We start from the raw sequence: 16403 nt of genomic DNA, 5'->3' as shown, positions 1-16403 counted from the left end.
TGTATAGCAATCTGATGGAATTGTCATCATTTTGCCCATAATTGCAGTCACATTTTTGACTAAAACGCACGACTCTCATTCGAACGTGGGCCATTTTGGTCATTTAAAGGGTTAATTGGAACAATATAGTATGTTGGATTATTAATGTAATCTACAGAATGATCAATGTAACGGCCTTTTCCTTTTACTCGACCAACATATTCAGAGTTACCATTAAACTTCTTATAAATATGATAGACAATACGATCATCCTCACTTGCTGTCCAAGTCAATTCCACGAATAAGCCATCAAACAAACCGAATGAGAACTTAGCTTCAAAGTCCTGAATGGTTGGAAGTCTAACTGGTTTTTCCAAGTCTTCAACACCATCTGGAACCGTAAATTCATTTGGAAAATCATGAACAGAATCAAGTCTTGTAAGAATGGTACTGGATAATTGTGTTGCTAAGTTACTTCCACTTGTTAAATAGTGCTCCTCGTTGCTTTGATCATACCCTATCCACGTCGCAATAGCATACGAAGGGTTAAACCCAACAAACCAAGCATCTTTATAACCGTTTTCTACATGAGGGTGTTGTGTAGAACCCGTTTTACCTGCTAGACTCTTCGGATATTGACTTGTACTAGCTGTTCCACTAGTTACTACAGCTTCAAGCATACGTGTTAAATACCAGGAGGTTTGCTTTGAAAATAGTCTGATTGGCTCTTGGCGTTCAACATTTAATGTATTTCCGTTTCGGTCCCTTATACTAATAACGGCATTAGGTTCTACGTAAAAACCTTCATCATATAATGTTCGATAGGCTGCAGCCATTTGTATAGGAGATAGACCTTTTTCAAGCCCACCTAAAGCTAATGACAGGCCTTGATCATTTAAGTCATAACCAATTTTCTCTAAGTAGCTCTTACCCGTTTCAACACCAATGTTATTAAGGACGGACACAGCAGTCGTATTTTTAGAATCCCTTAAAGCATCATACATAGTAATCTGACCTTCATATACATCATTATGATTCCGTGGTTCATAACCATCATAATCCCTAATTTCATCCTTTAACAAAGAGTATGGGCTTAAGGAACTTTCTTCTAAAGCAGGGCCATAAACCACTAGTGGTTTAATCGTTGATCCTGGCTGACGCTTAACCTTTACTCGATTTAGATCACCACGATTATAATGTCTTCCACCAACGGCAGCTTTAATTACACCCGTCTGTTGATCTAAAATAACTACAGCAGACTCAACATTCTCTTTCGATCCTCTAAAATAATCATCCTTTTGTAATTCTTGAACAATGACTTGTTGAGCTTGTTTATCTAACCCAACCGTAATTTCATAACCACCAGTATAGATTTCTTGTTTCGATAAATGGTAGTCCTCTTCTATTTCGTCCACAACTAAATCTATGTAGCTATTTAACCACTTATTTTCCTCTTGCTCACCAATATTTAACCCTAATGTTTTTCCTTGTGCTGTCTTCAACTCTTCTGCTGTTATGACTTCTAAATTATACATTCGATCCAACACTAGATTCCTTCTTTCTAAGGTTAACTCTTCGTTATTTAAAGGTGAATAACGATTAGGTGCTTTGGGCATTGCTGCTAACATAGCACCCTCAGTTAGGTTCAACTCTTCAACAGACTTCGAGAAAAAATACTGAGATGCCGCTTCAATACCATAGATTCCATGCCCAAAGTAAATTTCATTTAAATAATACTCTAAAATCTCATCTTTGGTCTTAACGCGTTCTAGATAAATCGCACCCATAACCTCTTTCGTCTTACGCATCCAAGATTTCTCATTTGTTAATTCAACATTTTTTACTAACTGCTGAGTAATCGTACTCGCACCTTCTGCTTTACTCCAGGTCATAATGTCTCGTGTGACTGCACGCGAAACCGCCCAAAAATCTACACCTGCATGGTCATAAAAACGATGATCCTCAATTGCAATAAATGCTTCTCTAACATGTTCGGGAATATCCGCTATTGGAACATAGGTCCGGTTCTCGTCATATAGTTTTGTAATCTCTTCTCCATCTTCCGTCAATAACACCGTTGACTCTGATAAGACAAAATTTTTCTCATCAACGACAAAACGCCCTCCGAGAATGATAAATAGATATCCCAATACTGTGAGAGTAAATAATGTTATAATACTGTATACAAACCACTTTAAACGTGGATACTTGTCATTGAATGGCTTAATCCATTTCAACTTAGCCACCTCATCTACGATTCTTTATTTTTAGTTTGTCTAAAACTTCCTACATTATAGTACAACTTGTTCATTACATTAAAATAAAGATTTTATGAAGGATTGGTGAATATTTTATGAAAAAGTTCTGGATCACCCATGGAACTAAAGATTACTTATTATCTTTAAGAGACAAAAATGAAAGTCTAATCGTAATGGAAGAACTCGATGGAGATGCTAAAGCAGTTATTGAAGGTGAAGAACAGCACGTTTTAAAAAAACCGAGAGAATTTGAAATTGTCGAAGAGATTGGGGAACTAAAACAATACGGATATATGGTTCTGAATAATATCCCCGTTACTTCTGAAGGCGGACCAATCTTGGAAGACAAATTCAAGCAACGGTCCGGAAACATTGAGACAGCTGAAGGTTTTGAAGCATTTAGGATCTTACGACCAACGAGAGACAATACTTATATCATTTTAACTCAATGGAAACAAGTTGATGATTTTATGCAATGGAAAAACTCTCAAGACTTTAAGAAGTCACATGCTAAACAAGAAGAAAAACCAAGTTATGTTGATGGTTATTCCTATGTGACTCAACTAGATATTATAGAGCCATAATGTGGATGAGGCCTAAAGTGACTATTAACTCTTTTTGAGAAAAGTCACTTTAGGCTTTTTAAGATAAAGCTTTTTCCATATATTGTACATAGATTTCATGGTGAAGAGTTTGATGTGATACTAAAATCGAAGAATGGTTAAATAAGGGTACCTGTTCATTCGTCACTGTCGTAATCTGATAACCTTGTTCTTTTAACATAATTAAGCCAGCCGAATAATCCCATGGCCCTAACCCAATAAAAATGGCTCCATCTAACCTGCCAGCTGCAACATACGCTAATTCAAGTGCTGCTGAGCCAATACATCTAAATCCTCTTATTTGATTAACCAATGTTTGTAATGGTTTAAAATTGAGATAAGGGTTAGGTGCTAGCCATAAATGATTCATACTTAACACTGCTTGTTCTAGAGTGACACTTTGATCAGGTTTCGGCAATACTTCATTATTGACAAATACACCTTGACCACACAGGGTATGAAACATTTCATCTTTAATGGGGTCGTAAATGATTCCTAAAACTGGGATACCTTTATGATAAACAGCGACTGAAATTGAAAAATTACATTTCAAATGAACGAAATTTGTTGTCCCATCAATTGGGTCAATCACCCAGACCGTTTCATTATATGGGTCATACTTTTTCAGTTCTTGTACCGTACCTTCTTCACCAAGTAAGAAATGATTAGAAAAATTATTTTTTATCTTATCTGCAAAATACTTCTCAATTTCTTGATCTTTGTTCGTTACTAAGTCTGCTGCAGATGTTTTATACTCAACATCGACCACTTCTTTAACCGCTGTTCTAAGAATTTCACCAGCTTCTAAAGTCCATTCTTTCGCTTTTTCAAATATAAGATTTTGATCCATATTTAATTCTCCCTTAAACATATAATAGGTTATTTAAAATGTGGTCCATTCTAAATAACCTACTAAAACTGTTAAACTATTTTATTTCTGATGTAACCACTTAATAAATCAATTAAACTTACGAATACCACAACAACAATTAGGATTAAACCTACTTCTTCCCAAGCTCTTTGATAGGTTGCTAGAATTAATGGTGCACCAATACCGCCAGCACCAACGATCCCTAATACAGTTGAAGCACGGACATCAATTTCAAAGCGGTAAATGGCGTATGACGTAAATTCAGGTAATACTTGCGGAAGCACACCATACCACATTGCTTGAATTCGGCTACCACCACTTGCTTTAATGGCATCCACATTACTTGTATCGATTGACTCGATTACCTCTGCGTAAAGTTTACCAAGCATACCAATAGAATTAATACTAATAGCTAAAACCCCTGCATAAGGTCCCATACCAACTGCCGCAACAAAGATAATCGCAAAGATTAATTCAGGAATGGCACGAATAGCATTTAAAATAGCTTTTCCAATATAGTTAAATCGTTTGCCCAAATTACGTGAAGCTAAGAAACCTACTGGAATAGCTAATATAGCAGCAATTGCTAAACCAGCAAAGGCAATCGCAATTGTTTCCATCATGTACCCTATATATTCAGGAAATTGACTTCTGTAATCTCCATCTATTAATGGCACAATAAAAATACGTTTAAGAGTATCTATAGGTGATGCTGCTGATCCCCTCACATTAAAGTTAGTCGTAAACGCTGCTACAACGTATAAAGCACTTAAGATTAACGTTACAATTAAAATTCTTAGTTTTGTTTTCTTTTTCATTGGTGGGTTTATTCTAAACTTTTGATTCTTCATTATTCTAAACGCTCCCTTAGTCGGTTACTGATAAAGTCGATTAGAGATATCGCAATAAATAACACGATAATAATTGAAGCTACATTGCTGTAGTTAAATAGACTTAATTGTTGACGTAATATAATCCCGATACCACCAGCACCAACAAAACCAAGAACAACTGATGCTTTTACGTTAATCTCTAACACATATAAAGAATAAGAAGCGTATTGAGGTTTAATTTGAGGCATAACCCCATATTTAATGACCTGATACACATTTCCTCCAGAAGCTCTAACAGCTTCCATAGGTCCACGATCAATCGATTCAATCGTTTCACTAATTAATTTAGCTAGAATTCCTAAAGAGAAAACGATTAAAGCTAATATACCTGATACAGCACCGATTCCAACTACTGCAACAAATAATACTGCTAAAATAACTTCAGGAATTGTACGTAATAAATTTAAAGCGTTTCTAACAATTTGGTAGAAAAACATATTACGATTTATATTCGAAGCCGCAATAAAACTTATCGGAAGAGCAAGCACAACGGCAATTGTTGTACTAATTAAAGCAATATTCCAAGTTTCTAATAAAGCAAAGAATACTGTATCTATATAGCCCCAGTTTGGCGGCCATAAGTCATTAACAACGAACCTAAAAATAATCGGTAATCCTTCGATCACTCTATCCGGTGAAGATTCGGTAAAATAAGACGCTAGTATGTATAGAAAGATGACAAGAGCTATAATAGACCCTAAATACCATTTCAGGCCTTTAGGTGTAACTGGAAAACGACCTTGACTTTCATCAGGCAATGGATATTGTTTGGCCATTATTCCTCATCTCCTCCGAGCATGTCATCTTCTCTAATAGGGCGACCGTAAATCTCTTCAAATGTTTGTTCTGTTACTTCACTAGCTGGACCGTCAAATACAACTTCACCGTCTCTTAAACCAATAATTCGATCTGCATATTCTTTAGCCATATCTATAAAGTGTAGGTTTACAAGAGTTGTTAAGTTATCTTCTTTACTAATCTTTCTTAAGTCACTCATAACTTTATGAGATGTAGGTGGGTCTAGGCTCGCCACTGGCTCGTCCGCTAAAATAACTTTAGGTTGTTGTGTTAGAACACGAGCAATACTAACACGTTGTTGCTGACCACCACTTAGTTCATCAGCTCTTGTATACGACTTCTCCTTAATACCTACACGTTCTAAGTTATTAAGCGCTAGCTTAATATCCTCCTGAGAAAATAAACCTAATAAACTTTTGAACGTATTGGTATAACCTAATCTACCTGTTAGAACATTACGCAATACAGACATACGACGTACTAGGTTATAGTTTTGGAAAATCATCCCCGCTTCGGTTCTTAACTTACGTAACTGTCGCTCTTTATATTTTAAGATGTCTTCACCATCAATTAGGAGTTCACCACTTGTAGGCGTAACCATACGGTTAATACTACGAATTAATGTCGATTTACCTGCACCTGATAACCCGACTACAACTACGAACTCCCCATCATTAATTTTAAGATTTATGTCTTTTAGACCTTGGTGACCATTTGGATAAACCAAAGATACATTATTAAACTCTATCACCTTTCATTCACCTTCCTGCCATATCTTATTAGAAGTCCATATCTTTCATAATTCCAACAAATTAAAAAAGAAAAGAAGAAGATCTATTATCAGCAACTATAGCTGAAAGTCACTATATGAATGTGACAAGAGATCCATCTTCTTTTCCAAATAGAACTGATGATATTATTCTGCTAATTCATCTTCGAATTCAGCAAAAACGTCTCTTACAATGTCATAGTCTTCTGATTTAGCTTCAGCAATACCAGTCCATGTATAGATTTCGTTTAATACTTCAAGCATTTCTTCGTCATCATTGAAGCTTAAGAATGCCTCTTTGATGTCTTCTTTTAACTCATCATCTAGTCCACTACGCACCGAAATCGTATCATTCGGAATTGGATCAGTGTAACCGATTACGCGAATGCGATCATCGATATCTGGGAACTCATCACGTAGAGTATCACGTGCATCATCAAATGTAGTTGCAAAATCAGCAGCACCATCGACTAATTGCATCATAGCATTATCGTGTCCACCTACGCTAATTTGTTCAAAGTGAGAAGCTAAGTCTTCAACACCCATATCTTTTAATTGTTTAGCAGGGAATAAATATCCAGAAGTTGAAAGTGTGTCAGCGAAAGCCCATACAAGTCCTTCTTGTTCTACTAAATCGTCAATCGATTGAATATCAGAATCAGCAGGTACACTGTATTGAGCTTTATATGATGTTTCTCCATGACGTTCAGCTTTTAGTAATACTTCTACATCAGCACGTTCTTCAGCTTGTACAAAGCCAAATGGATTTAAGAAACCGATATCAACTTGTTGTTCACGCATTGCCTCAACAAGTCCAACGAAGTCAACCATAACTTCAGCTTCAACCTTAACACCCAATTCCTCTGACAAACGTTCTGCTAATGGTTCTGCAGTTGTTGCGATGTCACCAGCATCTTGTGAAGGAATGAATCCTAATGTAATGACTTCTTCATCATCACCATTTCCACAAGCCGCTAAGAAGATTAAAGTCGTAAATGCAATTAGTGCAATACTTAATCTCTTAAACAAAATTAACCCCTCCAAATATCTTTTTTGCTACAAATACGCAAGTTGTCGCTCACAAAAAAACAGCACAAAGAACACCGAATATTCTATGATGCTTGGAGGTTTCGTCTAATTATAGGCAGGCTATGTATTCTAGTAATCTAGTACCCTATAAATAGCGACGATCTCCTTTCGTAGAAAAGCTTTTTACGGTAGCTTTGTAGAGACTTTTGAGCCATATTCCCAAAATTATACGACAAGAATCGCGCATTTTTTAGCTAACTTAATTATCTTGTAATAAAAGTTTAAAGTCAATACAGTTTTTACAATTTACACAATATTAACAATGGGAAATTATTACTAATTTGACTCCTTCATTAACCCATTACGATGAGCATATACAGCTGCTTGTGTTCGGTCTTGAACATCAAGCTTACTTAGAATGTTACTAACATGTGTTTTAACTGTTTTAATTCCTATAAATAACTTTTCACTAATCTCGTTATTTGTTAGTCCATTCCCTATACATATTAATACTTCTAACTCTCGTTCAGTCAAAAGTTCATGAGGCATACGATCTGGCGTTCTAATCCGGCTCATCATCGCCCCAGCCACTTTTGGTTCAATAACATTCTCACCTTTAGCAGCTTTCTTTATTGCTTGTGCTATTTCATCTGCAGATGAGGTTTTTAACATGTAACTAAATGCCCCCGCTTCAAGTGCTGGAAAAACTTTTTCATCATCATAATAGCTTGTTAAAATGATGATTTTAATTTCGGGTTTATCCTTCATAATTCCTTCTGTTGCTTCAATGCCAGTTCCATTATCCATAATTAAATCCATTAATATAACATCTGGATTTAAATCTTTGGCTAATTTAGCACCATCGAATCCACTAGATGCTTCACCAACTATTTCTATGTCATCTTCAGTCATAAGATAAGTAATAATTCCTTTTCGAACAACATCATGGTCGTCTACTACTAACACCCTAATTGGCTCCATATACACCACTCCTATTTTGGAATCCTTATGTCAATATAAGTTCCTTGACCTTCTTGGGATTTAATTCGAAACGTTCCACCTATTTCCTCGCATCGTTCTTTCATCGTTTGTAATCCGTAAGACGTACTTTGTTCTAACTGTTCGTTAGCTTTAAAGCCAATACCGTCATCATCAATATGAACAAAAATCTCTTGATCTCGATTTTTTAATTCGACTTTTACGTTTTGTGCATTGGCATGCCGTAAAATATTTGATAAAGCCTCTTGAATCATTCTAAACAGATGTTCTTCCTTAGACTGTGATAAATCTATTTCATCAATATCTAAATCAAAATGTAATGTTGATTTCTTCTTTAATTCTTCTATCAATCTAATAATCCCTTCATGTAAAGCCTCTCCAGAAAGGTAAATTGGTCTTAAATGTAACAACAACGCTCTCATTTCGTTTTGCGCTTGTAGAGCCATCTCTGATATTTCTTCAATTTGTTTTTTAGCATGATCTGGTTTTTTATCAATTAACTTAACAGTAGCTTGAGACATCATAGTCAGTGCAAATAACTGCTGACTTACCGCATCATGTAAATCGCGAGCTAGTCGTTGGCGTTCTTCCATCGTTGCAGCAATATGAGCTTGCTGCGCAAATTCCGATTTTTCATCAGCTAATCTTTGAAGTGTATTAACTTGATCTTTCATCTTTTTCGCTAACTCGTTTAGTTCTTCAGTGAAATTATCTAGTTCATCTTCAGACTCTTCTAGAAATAGTTTCGCGCTATATTTACCTTGCTGAAGCATCGATACAAAGATTGAAAAAGCATGAAGACGATCTTTGATATATTTAGTTTGTTTAAAGATGACATATAATCCGATAGGTGTCATAACCAAAATAATCATGATTAAAAGGAAGAAAATGGCTTCTAAATGTAACCAATCAGGTTCAAACACTGAATAAGTAAAGAAAGAAATAAGTGAAATAATCAGTAACGAAAAATATATAATATACAATTCCGTTCGCATCATCTGAAAGCGAATACCCTTGAGCTTCTTTAGCATCTACACCGCTCCTATACGTAATTAACCGTTATATCTCCGATTTTATAATCCATATAAATATCAATCTTTTTAGATGCCGTCTCATAGTCATCGGAAATATAAGTTACGGGTCCGCCGATTGGACCTGTTCCCTTTTGATTAAAGATTGTTGCTTCACCAATTTTCACACTGGCGTGTATTTTGTATGCAACATTTTCAGGAAGTTTCATATGAATATCTGCTATATAGCCACGTAATCGTATTTTTGTTTCCTGGTTAGGGATATAGGCTCTGGAAAAATCAAAATAGAGATCTCCAATCCCTGTCCACATATCCATATCCTTTACTTCCCAATTTTCACTAGAATAGTTTATATCTGAAATGAAATGTCTTTGTTTCTTATAATGATGATAATAACGGCCCTTCTTCTTATCTTTCTTAGAAGACTCAACATCTTCATCATATGCAGAGCGATCGTCATCAGATTGGGTTTTTATAAATTCATTGTCTTTTGTTATGTGATTGTCTTCATTAGAATCCACATAAATAGATACAGTTTTTCGCCCTGTCAATATATTCGCTCCGATATAAACTAAGATTAACGGCCATAATTTCCACACATCAATAATTCCAAATTCAATATAGTCAAAATTACCAGCCCAAAGTAATGCCCCATACACTATAAGAAATGACCCAAACTTCCAACTACCTGACTTGTACGGAATGAAATAATTTGAAAAAGAAATCAAACCTATTAAAACAATGATTATAGGCCATGATTCCCAGACAACATTCGACATTTCCAAGGAAATAATACTCAAATTTTGTAAGATTAGTACAACTCCAAAACTAATAAGTATAAGTGCAATCGTCCATTTGGCTAGCTTTGAAAATAATTTATTAAACATTCAACTCACCTACAAATTTTATTCGTCATAAGAATTGATTATCCTTTAAATAAAAAATTCATTCATTTCAAATATTTAAGTAATTCTATCATACTATTTTTATTTATTCTTTGTAACATCCTTGAGATTGTTTTAATCTCAGTCTCTAGTCTGAGAGTCACGATTGTTTATCAATTTTTTATTTTTCTGATATACTCAATTTAATTATGGGAATAGGAGGCTAGAGCATGTGGGATAAAGTTTATAAAGAAATAGATCAATTATATAACCGTATGGTTGATGACCGACGTTATTTACATCAACATCCCGAATTATCGTTTGAAGAAAAAGAAACCGCCAAGTATATTTCTAAAAGATATGATGAACTAGGAATACCTTATAAAGACAATATTGGTGGCTATGGAATAGTGGCGAGAATTGAAGGTGGCAAACCAGGTAAAACCGTTGCCTTAAGAGCTGATTTTGACGCACTTCCGATTCAAGAAGAAAATGATGTACCTTATAAATCTAAAGTTGATGGCGTCATGCACGCCTGTGGACACGATGGGCATACAGCGAGTTTGTTAGCTGTAGCTGAAGCGATACTACCTTTCAAAGATGAGTTACAAGGAACTATGGTTTTCTTACATCAACCAGCAGAAGAGTATGCCCCAGGTGGAGCGAAACCAATGATTGATGAAGGGGCATTAGAGGGAGTAGATGCTGTGTTTGGAACCCACTTATGGGCAACATCACCTCTTCATACAATGGAAACAAGGAGTGGACCTTTCATGGGTGGTGCAGACCGATTTGAAATCATCTTTAAAGGTAAAGGTGGTCACGGTGCTATGCCACATCAAACAAAAGACCCCGTCATGATGGCTGGTCAAGCGATTGTGGAGTTACAACAAGTTGTTAGTCGACGATTAGATCCTCTACAATCAGCAGTACTAACCATTGGTGTCATTGAAGCTGGTGAAGCATTCAATGTCATTCCTGATACCGCAAGATTACAAGGAACAGTTCGCTACCTAGATAAAGATGTTCAAGATCAAGTGATTGATGAGATGGGGAAAATCATTAAAGGTATTGCCGAAAGCTATGATGCCGATTATGACTTTGATTATGTAAAAGGATATCCCCCAGTCATTAACCATGAATCCGAAACTAACTATTATTTAAACGAAGGAACTATCATTCCAGGAATTAAAGAAGTTAATGAAGTGCCACCTGTCATGGGCGGGGAAGATTTTGCTTATTACTTAGAAGAACGCCCTGGTACATTCTTCTTTACTGGTGCTCAAATCGAAGGTCATGATTATCCACACCACCATCCTAAATTTGATATTAACGAAGAAGCATTACCAATAGCGGCAAAAGCTCTATTACATGGGTATAGAAAATATCAAGAGGACCATTCTTAATATGCTAGCTACAAAAGCCTCGCGAGGTTTCGCGAGGCTTTTACTTTATTTCAATTTTACTGCTGTCCCACTTGCGACAATCATCATCATTCCATCTCTTAATGTTTCAAAGTCTAAATCAATTCCAACAATAGCATTCGCACCACGATCAGCGGCTTCCTTTTTCATTTCTTTAATCGCAATTTCCTTACCTTGATTAAGTTTGTTCTCATATTGAGCACTTCTACCGCCAACAACGTCTGTAATACTTGCCATAAAATCTCGAACAACATTAGCACCCATAATCGTTTGCCCTGTAACTAAATCAACGTATTCTTCAATTTCTCGTCCTTCAACATGATTAGTCGTTGTGACAATCATTACATTACACCCTTTCATTATTAGGCTATTTCACCTATTCAACATAATAATGAATAAATCCTCTTAAGTCGTTTGGTAAAAGCCTCTTCCCAATACTTCAGATGAATCCATAACAATGACGAATGCTTCATCATCCGCTTCTTTTATTGTTCTTTTCAATTTACTGATTTCTGTTTGATTGACCACGCACATTAGAACAGGTCGATCCTGCTCAGTAAATCCACCTTGCGCAGATATTCGTGTCACACCACGATCAACCTTTTCATAAATCGCTTGCTGTACTTCTCGGTGCTTTCCAGAAACAATAAGAGTAGCTTTCGTTCGATTAAAACCGGTTTGAACGAAATCGATTGACTTACTGGTCATGAATAATCCAATCAATGCAAATAAACCTAACTCTACATCAAAAACGATTATAGCTGTTAATACGATAACTCCATCAATGATTGCTAAGCTTGCCCCTAATGATAAACTAGAATACTTGTAAATCATTTGTGCTATAAGGGACGTACCACCTGTTGAAGCGTCACCAAGATAAACTATTCCAAGCCCAATTCCAACCCCAACTCCACCGAATATTGAAGCCAGAATAACCTCTTCTGAAATAGGCTCTATGTTACGAGTTAAATAAACGAAAAAAGGTAAAACTAATGATCCTGCAACGGATCTAAAAGCTGATGCTTTTCCGATTAAAAAGAAGGCTAATAATAATACTGGTACATTTACTCCCCAAATAACATAAGCAGGCTCTATATTAAAAAGGTACTCTGTAATGGTACTGATTCCACTAACCCCACCTGCTGCAATGTAGTTGGGTAGTAAGAAGCCATTAAAAGAAAAAGCCACAATTGCCGAACCAACGATGATATAAAATAATTGCTGCCATAAAGGGACTCGTCCACTATGTCTTGTTACCATCTATGTCTTCCTCTCTCCTGTTGAATACTAAACCTTGATGATTTTAACACTCGTTACTGCTTTTGTGAATAACAACGAATAAACGCATTAATGTACTAAATTAAAAATTATAACTATTGAGACGGTCAATGACTTGTTTTTCCATAGGTGGTTACGGTAAGTCTATGGGTGCTAATTCCATTCTTATGGGTGTTAATTTCATTTCTATTGGTGTTCGCCCATTCATCATTAATTAAATGGTTCTATAAAAAACTCTTCCAACTAATTATTAAAAAGTGTACACCAATTGAGAATCGGCATACACTTTTAGATTCAGCTCATCTTACGGATTCTTGATTTCACGTAGAAATTTTCAAATAGTAGCGTGAACGCTAAGCCAATCCCTCCATAGATTACAGCCCCTATAAGGTCACTTGCCACGATGAATAACAAGAACAATACAATGACCTTAACCAACATAAGTAAGAAGATTAACTGATGAACAGCTTTTCTCCTTAAGTGATCTGGTACTGGATATAATTGAATCCAATCCAATGTCTTGTGGTGATTGTAAATCGTAATAAACTGAAATCCTGTTACAAACAAAAACAAAACCGCAAAAATCAATTTACCCCAAAATAATGGAACCCAGAAAATAAAGAATATCGTTAATCCAATTAGCCTTAAATACATGCCAAAATAATCACCGCTTCGGATGAACGTAATAAAATACAAATAAATGTACGTACTGGATTGATTATACTTAATCGACTTAGTTACTAAATTAACCAAAGCATGGCGTTTCTTCGGCTTACGTTTTAAATCAGGCACATCAGTAGATAAGTTTGCCATACGATAGAACAATTGTAGTCTTGCTTCCTCTTTTTCAATTAGTACATCCCAAGGTAAGCTATACTTCTGATATACATTCCAATAGTTAAGAAAAGCAACGCCAATCAATAATGCTGTCGCAATAGCAACATAAAATAGCTCACCATTAACTAAGAAATAAATTAACATAATGTTGATTGCAGCTCTGACTGCCACATCTAGATATTGAAGACGACGATCTCGAGTTTTATCCAAAAACCATACCGCTAATAAGTTGACCAGCTTTACCCCCAAAAGAACCACTAACATAACCAGTAAGAACTTTGCATCTGTTCCACTATAAATTTTCAAATACAGTGGTGAAAAAACAAATAGGAAAACGGCAACCCAATAACCTTGAATAATCAGACTATAAACCATTCCATTTCTAATATAAGGGTTTAATCGGTTTTCAACACTAAGTAGAAATACCATATCTGCTTCTTTAAAAAACGTTCGAACAGGACTATGAGCTAATAATAGACCTAAAACCACAGCCATAATCCAATCAACAGGAAAAGTGTCAGGCACACCTTCTAGCCATTGTTGATAGAAGTAAGCCCCACCCGCTACAAAAAATATTAACGCAAATGCTAAGTGGTCATTAAACATCAGCCTTAAATAACGACTTAACATTTTAACGTGAAAACCAAAACGTTCTTTCCATAATTGATTTGTATCCATTATGCATCGTCCTTTGTCAATTGAACATAAATATCATCTAGACTAGCATTTGGCATGTTAAACTCTTGTTGTAGCTTCTCTAAAGTACCAAATGCTCTAATTTTCCCGTGATGTAAAATCACAAACCGATCACAATACTTCTCTGCAGTTGCTAAGATATGTGTTGACATTAAAACACCTGCACCCTGTTCTTTCATTTCGTTCATAGTATCTAAGTAAGACTGAATACCAAGAGGGTCTAACCCAACAAAAGGTTCGTCCACTATATAAAGGGATGGTTTAACCAAAAAGGCACACATAATCATAACTTTTTGACGCATCCCTTTTGAAAAATGAACAGGAAACCACTTTTTCTTAGTATCTAAACGGAACTCTTTTAACAAAAACTCAGTTCGTTCTTGATACGTTCGTTCATCAATTCCATAAGCCATCGCCGTTAATCTCAAGTGCTCTTCTAATGTTAGTTCTTCATATAACATTGGCATTTCAGGTATGTATGCAAACTCTCGACGGTATTGTTCTAAATCTTCAGCCACTGTACGCCCATTTATTCTAATAGAACCTTGTTTAGGACTCATTAAGCCGATGATATGTTTTATCGTTGTACTCTTACCCGCTCCATTAAGGCCAATTAAGCCAACTACTTCACCTTGTTTTACATCAAAAGAAATACCATGCAAAACGTTTTGTTGTGTATATCCACCTACTAAATCTTCTATCGTTAATAAATCACTCATGTCATCCCTCTTTTCTTTCTATATCACTACTGTTTATCATACCAAAAATTTGGATAGATTTAATAGAAATGACGTATTCTTCTGTTATTCGACAACACCTTACGTTAAAATAATTGTTAAGAATATGCATAAGGAGGACTTAATTTATGTCAGATTGTATTTTTTGTAAAATCATTGACGGAGAGATTCCTTCCGCTAAGATTTATGAGGACGAGCATGTATATGCCTTCTTGGATATTAGTCAGGTAACTGAAGGTCATACACTAGTCATTCCTAAGAATCATCAACAAGATATCTATGAACTAGATGAAGAAACGGCATCAAATCTATTCAAAGCCGTACCAAAAGTAGCAAATGCCATTAAGGCAGCTTATGAACCTAAGGGAATGAATATGTTAAACAATAATGGGTCATTTGCCGATCAAAGTGTATTCCATTTTCACTTACATCTAATCCCTCGTTATGATGAAAATGATGGGTTCAAATCCAAGTGGACTGTATGGGAAGAATCCTCACCAGAAAAACTAGAAGAAATCGCTAAAAAAATTAATGCTCATATGTAAATCACATCAAATACACACTAAACAATCGAGTAAAAAACGGGTATAATAGAAGTATCAATGAAAGGAGTCGATACGATGGCAAGTGGTAAATCATTATTACTAGGTGTCTTATTTGGAAGTGCTGTTGGAGCTTCTGTTTCACTTCTAACCACTCCTAGTTCTGGCGAAGAATTACGCACGAAGGTTAAGGACCAGAGTGATCGATTACGTGATATAGCTCAACAAATTAGAGAAGATGGATTAGACCTTAAAAACCAATTAACTCAAACGTCTAAAGAAGGCGCAGCTTTATTAAAAGACTTATCTCAAGATATTAAAGTCTCAATAGAAAGCTGGAAAGAAACCATTGAACCACATCAAGAGAACTTACAAGAGCATTTAAAACAAATTGAAGATAGTATCAGAGAGCTTGAAGATAAGCTAAAAGATGACAATAAACAAGAAGTATAAAAAGTAAGCGTCCGTTAATTCATAACGGACGCTTTACTTATATGTATAAGAAACGCACAAGAAACGTTAATTTATCACGCCGACTAAGATGTTTCAACAGTGCCAGGTTTACTGTTGCTTTCTGACGGCCTCTATAATTTGAGCTTTCCTATCTACATTCCCACGTTCTCTATCCACATTTCGCGCTTCCCTATCCAAATTTCCACGCTCCCAATCGACATTTCGCGCTTCCCTATCTAAATTTCCACGCTCCCAATCGACATTTCGCGCTTCCCTATCTAAATTTCCACGCTCCCAATCGACATTTCGCGCTTCCCTATCTA

General features: G+C 35.8%; 18 protein-coding genes and 1 riboswitch. Of the genes, 4 read left to right on the top strand and 14 right to left on the bottom strand.

Annotated elements, in window-relative coordinates:
* Positions 1–59: 59 nt before the first annotated feature.
* Positions 60–2216: a transglycosylase domain-containing protein gene (locus ACTWQB_RS12940; protein ID WP_443139614.1), complete on the bottom strand. Its 2157-nt coding sequence runs from the start codon at positions 2214–2216 to the stop codon at positions 60–62.
* A 116-nt stretch (positions 2217–2332) separates the two neighbouring features.
* Between ACTWQB_RS12940 and ACTWQB_RS12935 the strand changes: the two genes are divergently transcribed.
* Complete coding sequence (locus ACTWQB_RS12935) at positions 2333–2821, top strand: antibiotic biosynthesis monooxygenase family protein (protein ID WP_443139613.1); 489 nt, start codon at positions 2333–2335, stop codon at positions 2819–2821.
* Positions 2822–2879: 58 nt separating this feature from the next.
* Here the strand turns inward: ACTWQB_RS12935 and ACTWQB_RS12930 are convergent, their stop codons facing one another.
* From ACTWQB_RS12930 to liaF, 8 genes are all read right to left on the bottom strand, one after another.
* Entirely contained in the window at positions 2880–3689 is an 810-nt protein-coding gene (locus ACTWQB_RS12930; protein ID WP_443139612.1) for an inositol monophosphatase family protein, read from the bottom strand.
* A 71-nt stretch (positions 3690–3760) separates the two neighbouring features.
* Positions 3761–4561 carry a phosphonate ABC transporter, permease protein PhnE gene (phnE, locus tag ACTWQB_RS12925; RefSeq protein WP_443139611.1) on the bottom strand — a complete coding sequence of 267 codons (801 nt, stop codon included), beginning with the start codon at positions 4559–4561 and terminating at the stop codon, positions 3761–3763.
* Positions 4561–5379 carry a phosphonate ABC transporter, permease protein PhnE gene (gene phnE, locus ACTWQB_RS12920; RefSeq protein ID WP_443139610.1) on the bottom strand — a complete coding sequence of 273 codons (819 nt, stop codon included), beginning with the start codon at positions 5377–5379 and terminating at the stop codon, positions 4561–4563. The genes phnE (ACTWQB_RS12925) and phnE (ACTWQB_RS12920) overlap by 1 nt, the downstream gene beginning before the upstream one ends.
* Positions 5379–6152, bottom strand: coding sequence for a phosphonate ABC transporter ATP-binding protein (phnC, locus tag ACTWQB_RS12915; protein ID WP_443139609.1), 774 nt, complete (start codon positions 6150–6152; stop codon positions 5379–5381). Before phnC ends, phnE (ACTWQB_RS12920) begins: the two co-directional genes overlap by 1 nt.
* A gap of 165 nt (positions 6153–6317) precedes the next feature.
* Positions 6318–7199 (bottom strand): phosphate/phosphite/phosphonate ABC transporter substrate-binding protein, encoded by an 882-nt coding sequence (locus tag ACTWQB_RS12910; RefSeq protein WP_443139608.1) that lies wholly within the window; start codon positions 7197–7199, stop codon positions 6318–6320.
* Positions 7200–7350: 151 nt separating this feature from the next.
* Positions 7351–7452: riboswitch (purine riboswitch) on the bottom strand.
* An 83-nt stretch (positions 7453–7535) separates the two neighbouring features.
* Positions 7536–8180 (bottom strand): response regulator, encoded by a 645-nt coding sequence (locus ACTWQB_RS12905; RefSeq protein ID WP_443139607.1) that lies wholly within the window; start codon positions 8178–8180, stop codon positions 7536–7538.
* Between the two features lie 11 nt (positions 8181–8191).
* Complete coding sequence (locus tag ACTWQB_RS12900) at positions 8192–9229, bottom strand: histidine kinase (protein WP_443139606.1); 1038 nt, start codon at positions 9227–9229, stop codon at positions 8192–8194.
* Between the two features lie 11 nt (positions 9230–9240).
* Positions 9241–10116: a cell wall-active antibiotics response protein LiaF gene (gene liaF / locus ACTWQB_RS12895; protein ID WP_443139605.1), complete on the bottom strand. Its 876-nt coding sequence runs from the start codon at positions 10114–10116 to the stop codon at positions 9241–9243.
* Between the two features lie 227 nt (positions 10117–10343).
* Between liaF and ACTWQB_RS12890 the strand changes: the two genes are divergently transcribed.
* Positions 10344–11519, top strand: a complete 1176-nt coding sequence (locus tag ACTWQB_RS12890) for a M20 family metallopeptidase (RefSeq protein ID WP_443139604.1) — start codon at positions 10344–10346, stop codon at positions 11517–11519.
* Between the two features lie 45 nt (positions 11520–11564).
* Here ACTWQB_RS12890 and ACTWQB_RS12885 read toward each other — a convergent pair whose 3' ends face one another.
* From ACTWQB_RS12885 to ACTWQB_RS12870, 4 genes are all read right to left on the bottom strand, one after another.
* The gene (locus ACTWQB_RS12885) at positions 11565–11879 is read right to left on the bottom strand and encodes a YbjQ family protein (protein ID WP_443139603.1); all 315 of its coding nucleotides are present in this window, start codon (positions 11877–11879) and stop codon (positions 11565–11567) included.
* Between the two features lie 63 nt (positions 11880–11942).
* A complete protein-coding gene (locus ACTWQB_RS12880; protein ID WP_443139602.1) occupies positions 11943–12797 on the bottom strand; it encodes a YitT family protein in 855 nt (284 codons plus the stop codon).
* Between the two features lie 312 nt (positions 12798–13109).
* Positions 13110–14330: an ABC transporter permease gene (locus tag ACTWQB_RS12875; RefSeq protein WP_443139601.1), complete on the bottom strand. Its 1221-nt coding sequence runs from the start codon at positions 14328–14330 to the stop codon at positions 13110–13112.
* Entirely contained in the window at positions 14330–15067 is a 738-nt protein-coding gene (locus ACTWQB_RS12870) for an ABC transporter ATP-binding protein (protein ID WP_443139600.1), read from the bottom strand. Before ACTWQB_RS12870 ends, ACTWQB_RS12875 begins: the two co-directional genes overlap by 1 nt.
* A gap of 146 nt (positions 15068–15213) precedes the next feature.
* On the opposite strand from ACTWQB_RS12870, the gene ACTWQB_RS12865 reads away from it, so the two are divergent.
* Positions 15214–15630: an HIT family protein gene (locus tag ACTWQB_RS12865; RefSeq protein WP_443139599.1), complete on the top strand. Its 417-nt coding sequence runs from the start codon at positions 15214–15216 to the stop codon at positions 15628–15630.
* Between the two features lie 75 nt (positions 15631–15705).
* Complete coding sequence (locus tag ACTWQB_RS12860; RefSeq protein ID WP_443139598.1) at positions 15706–16080, top strand: YtxH domain-containing protein; 375 nt, start codon at positions 15706–15708, stop codon at positions 16078–16080.
* Between the two features lie 108 nt (positions 16081–16188).
* Here ACTWQB_RS12860 and ACTWQB_RS12855 read toward each other — a convergent pair.
* On the bottom strand, positions 16189–16403 hold a 215-nt coding region (locus ACTWQB_RS12855; protein ID WP_443139597.1), incomplete at its 5' end, for a hypothetical protein.

The organism is Piscibacillus sp. B03 (assembly GCF_052246295.1).
Classification (GTDB): Bacteria; Bacillota; Bacilli; order Bacillales; family Alkalibacillaceae; genus Piscibacillus.
Note: the sequence above shows the minus strand (reverse complement) of the source record. Positions and strands in the feature narration are given on the sequence as shown.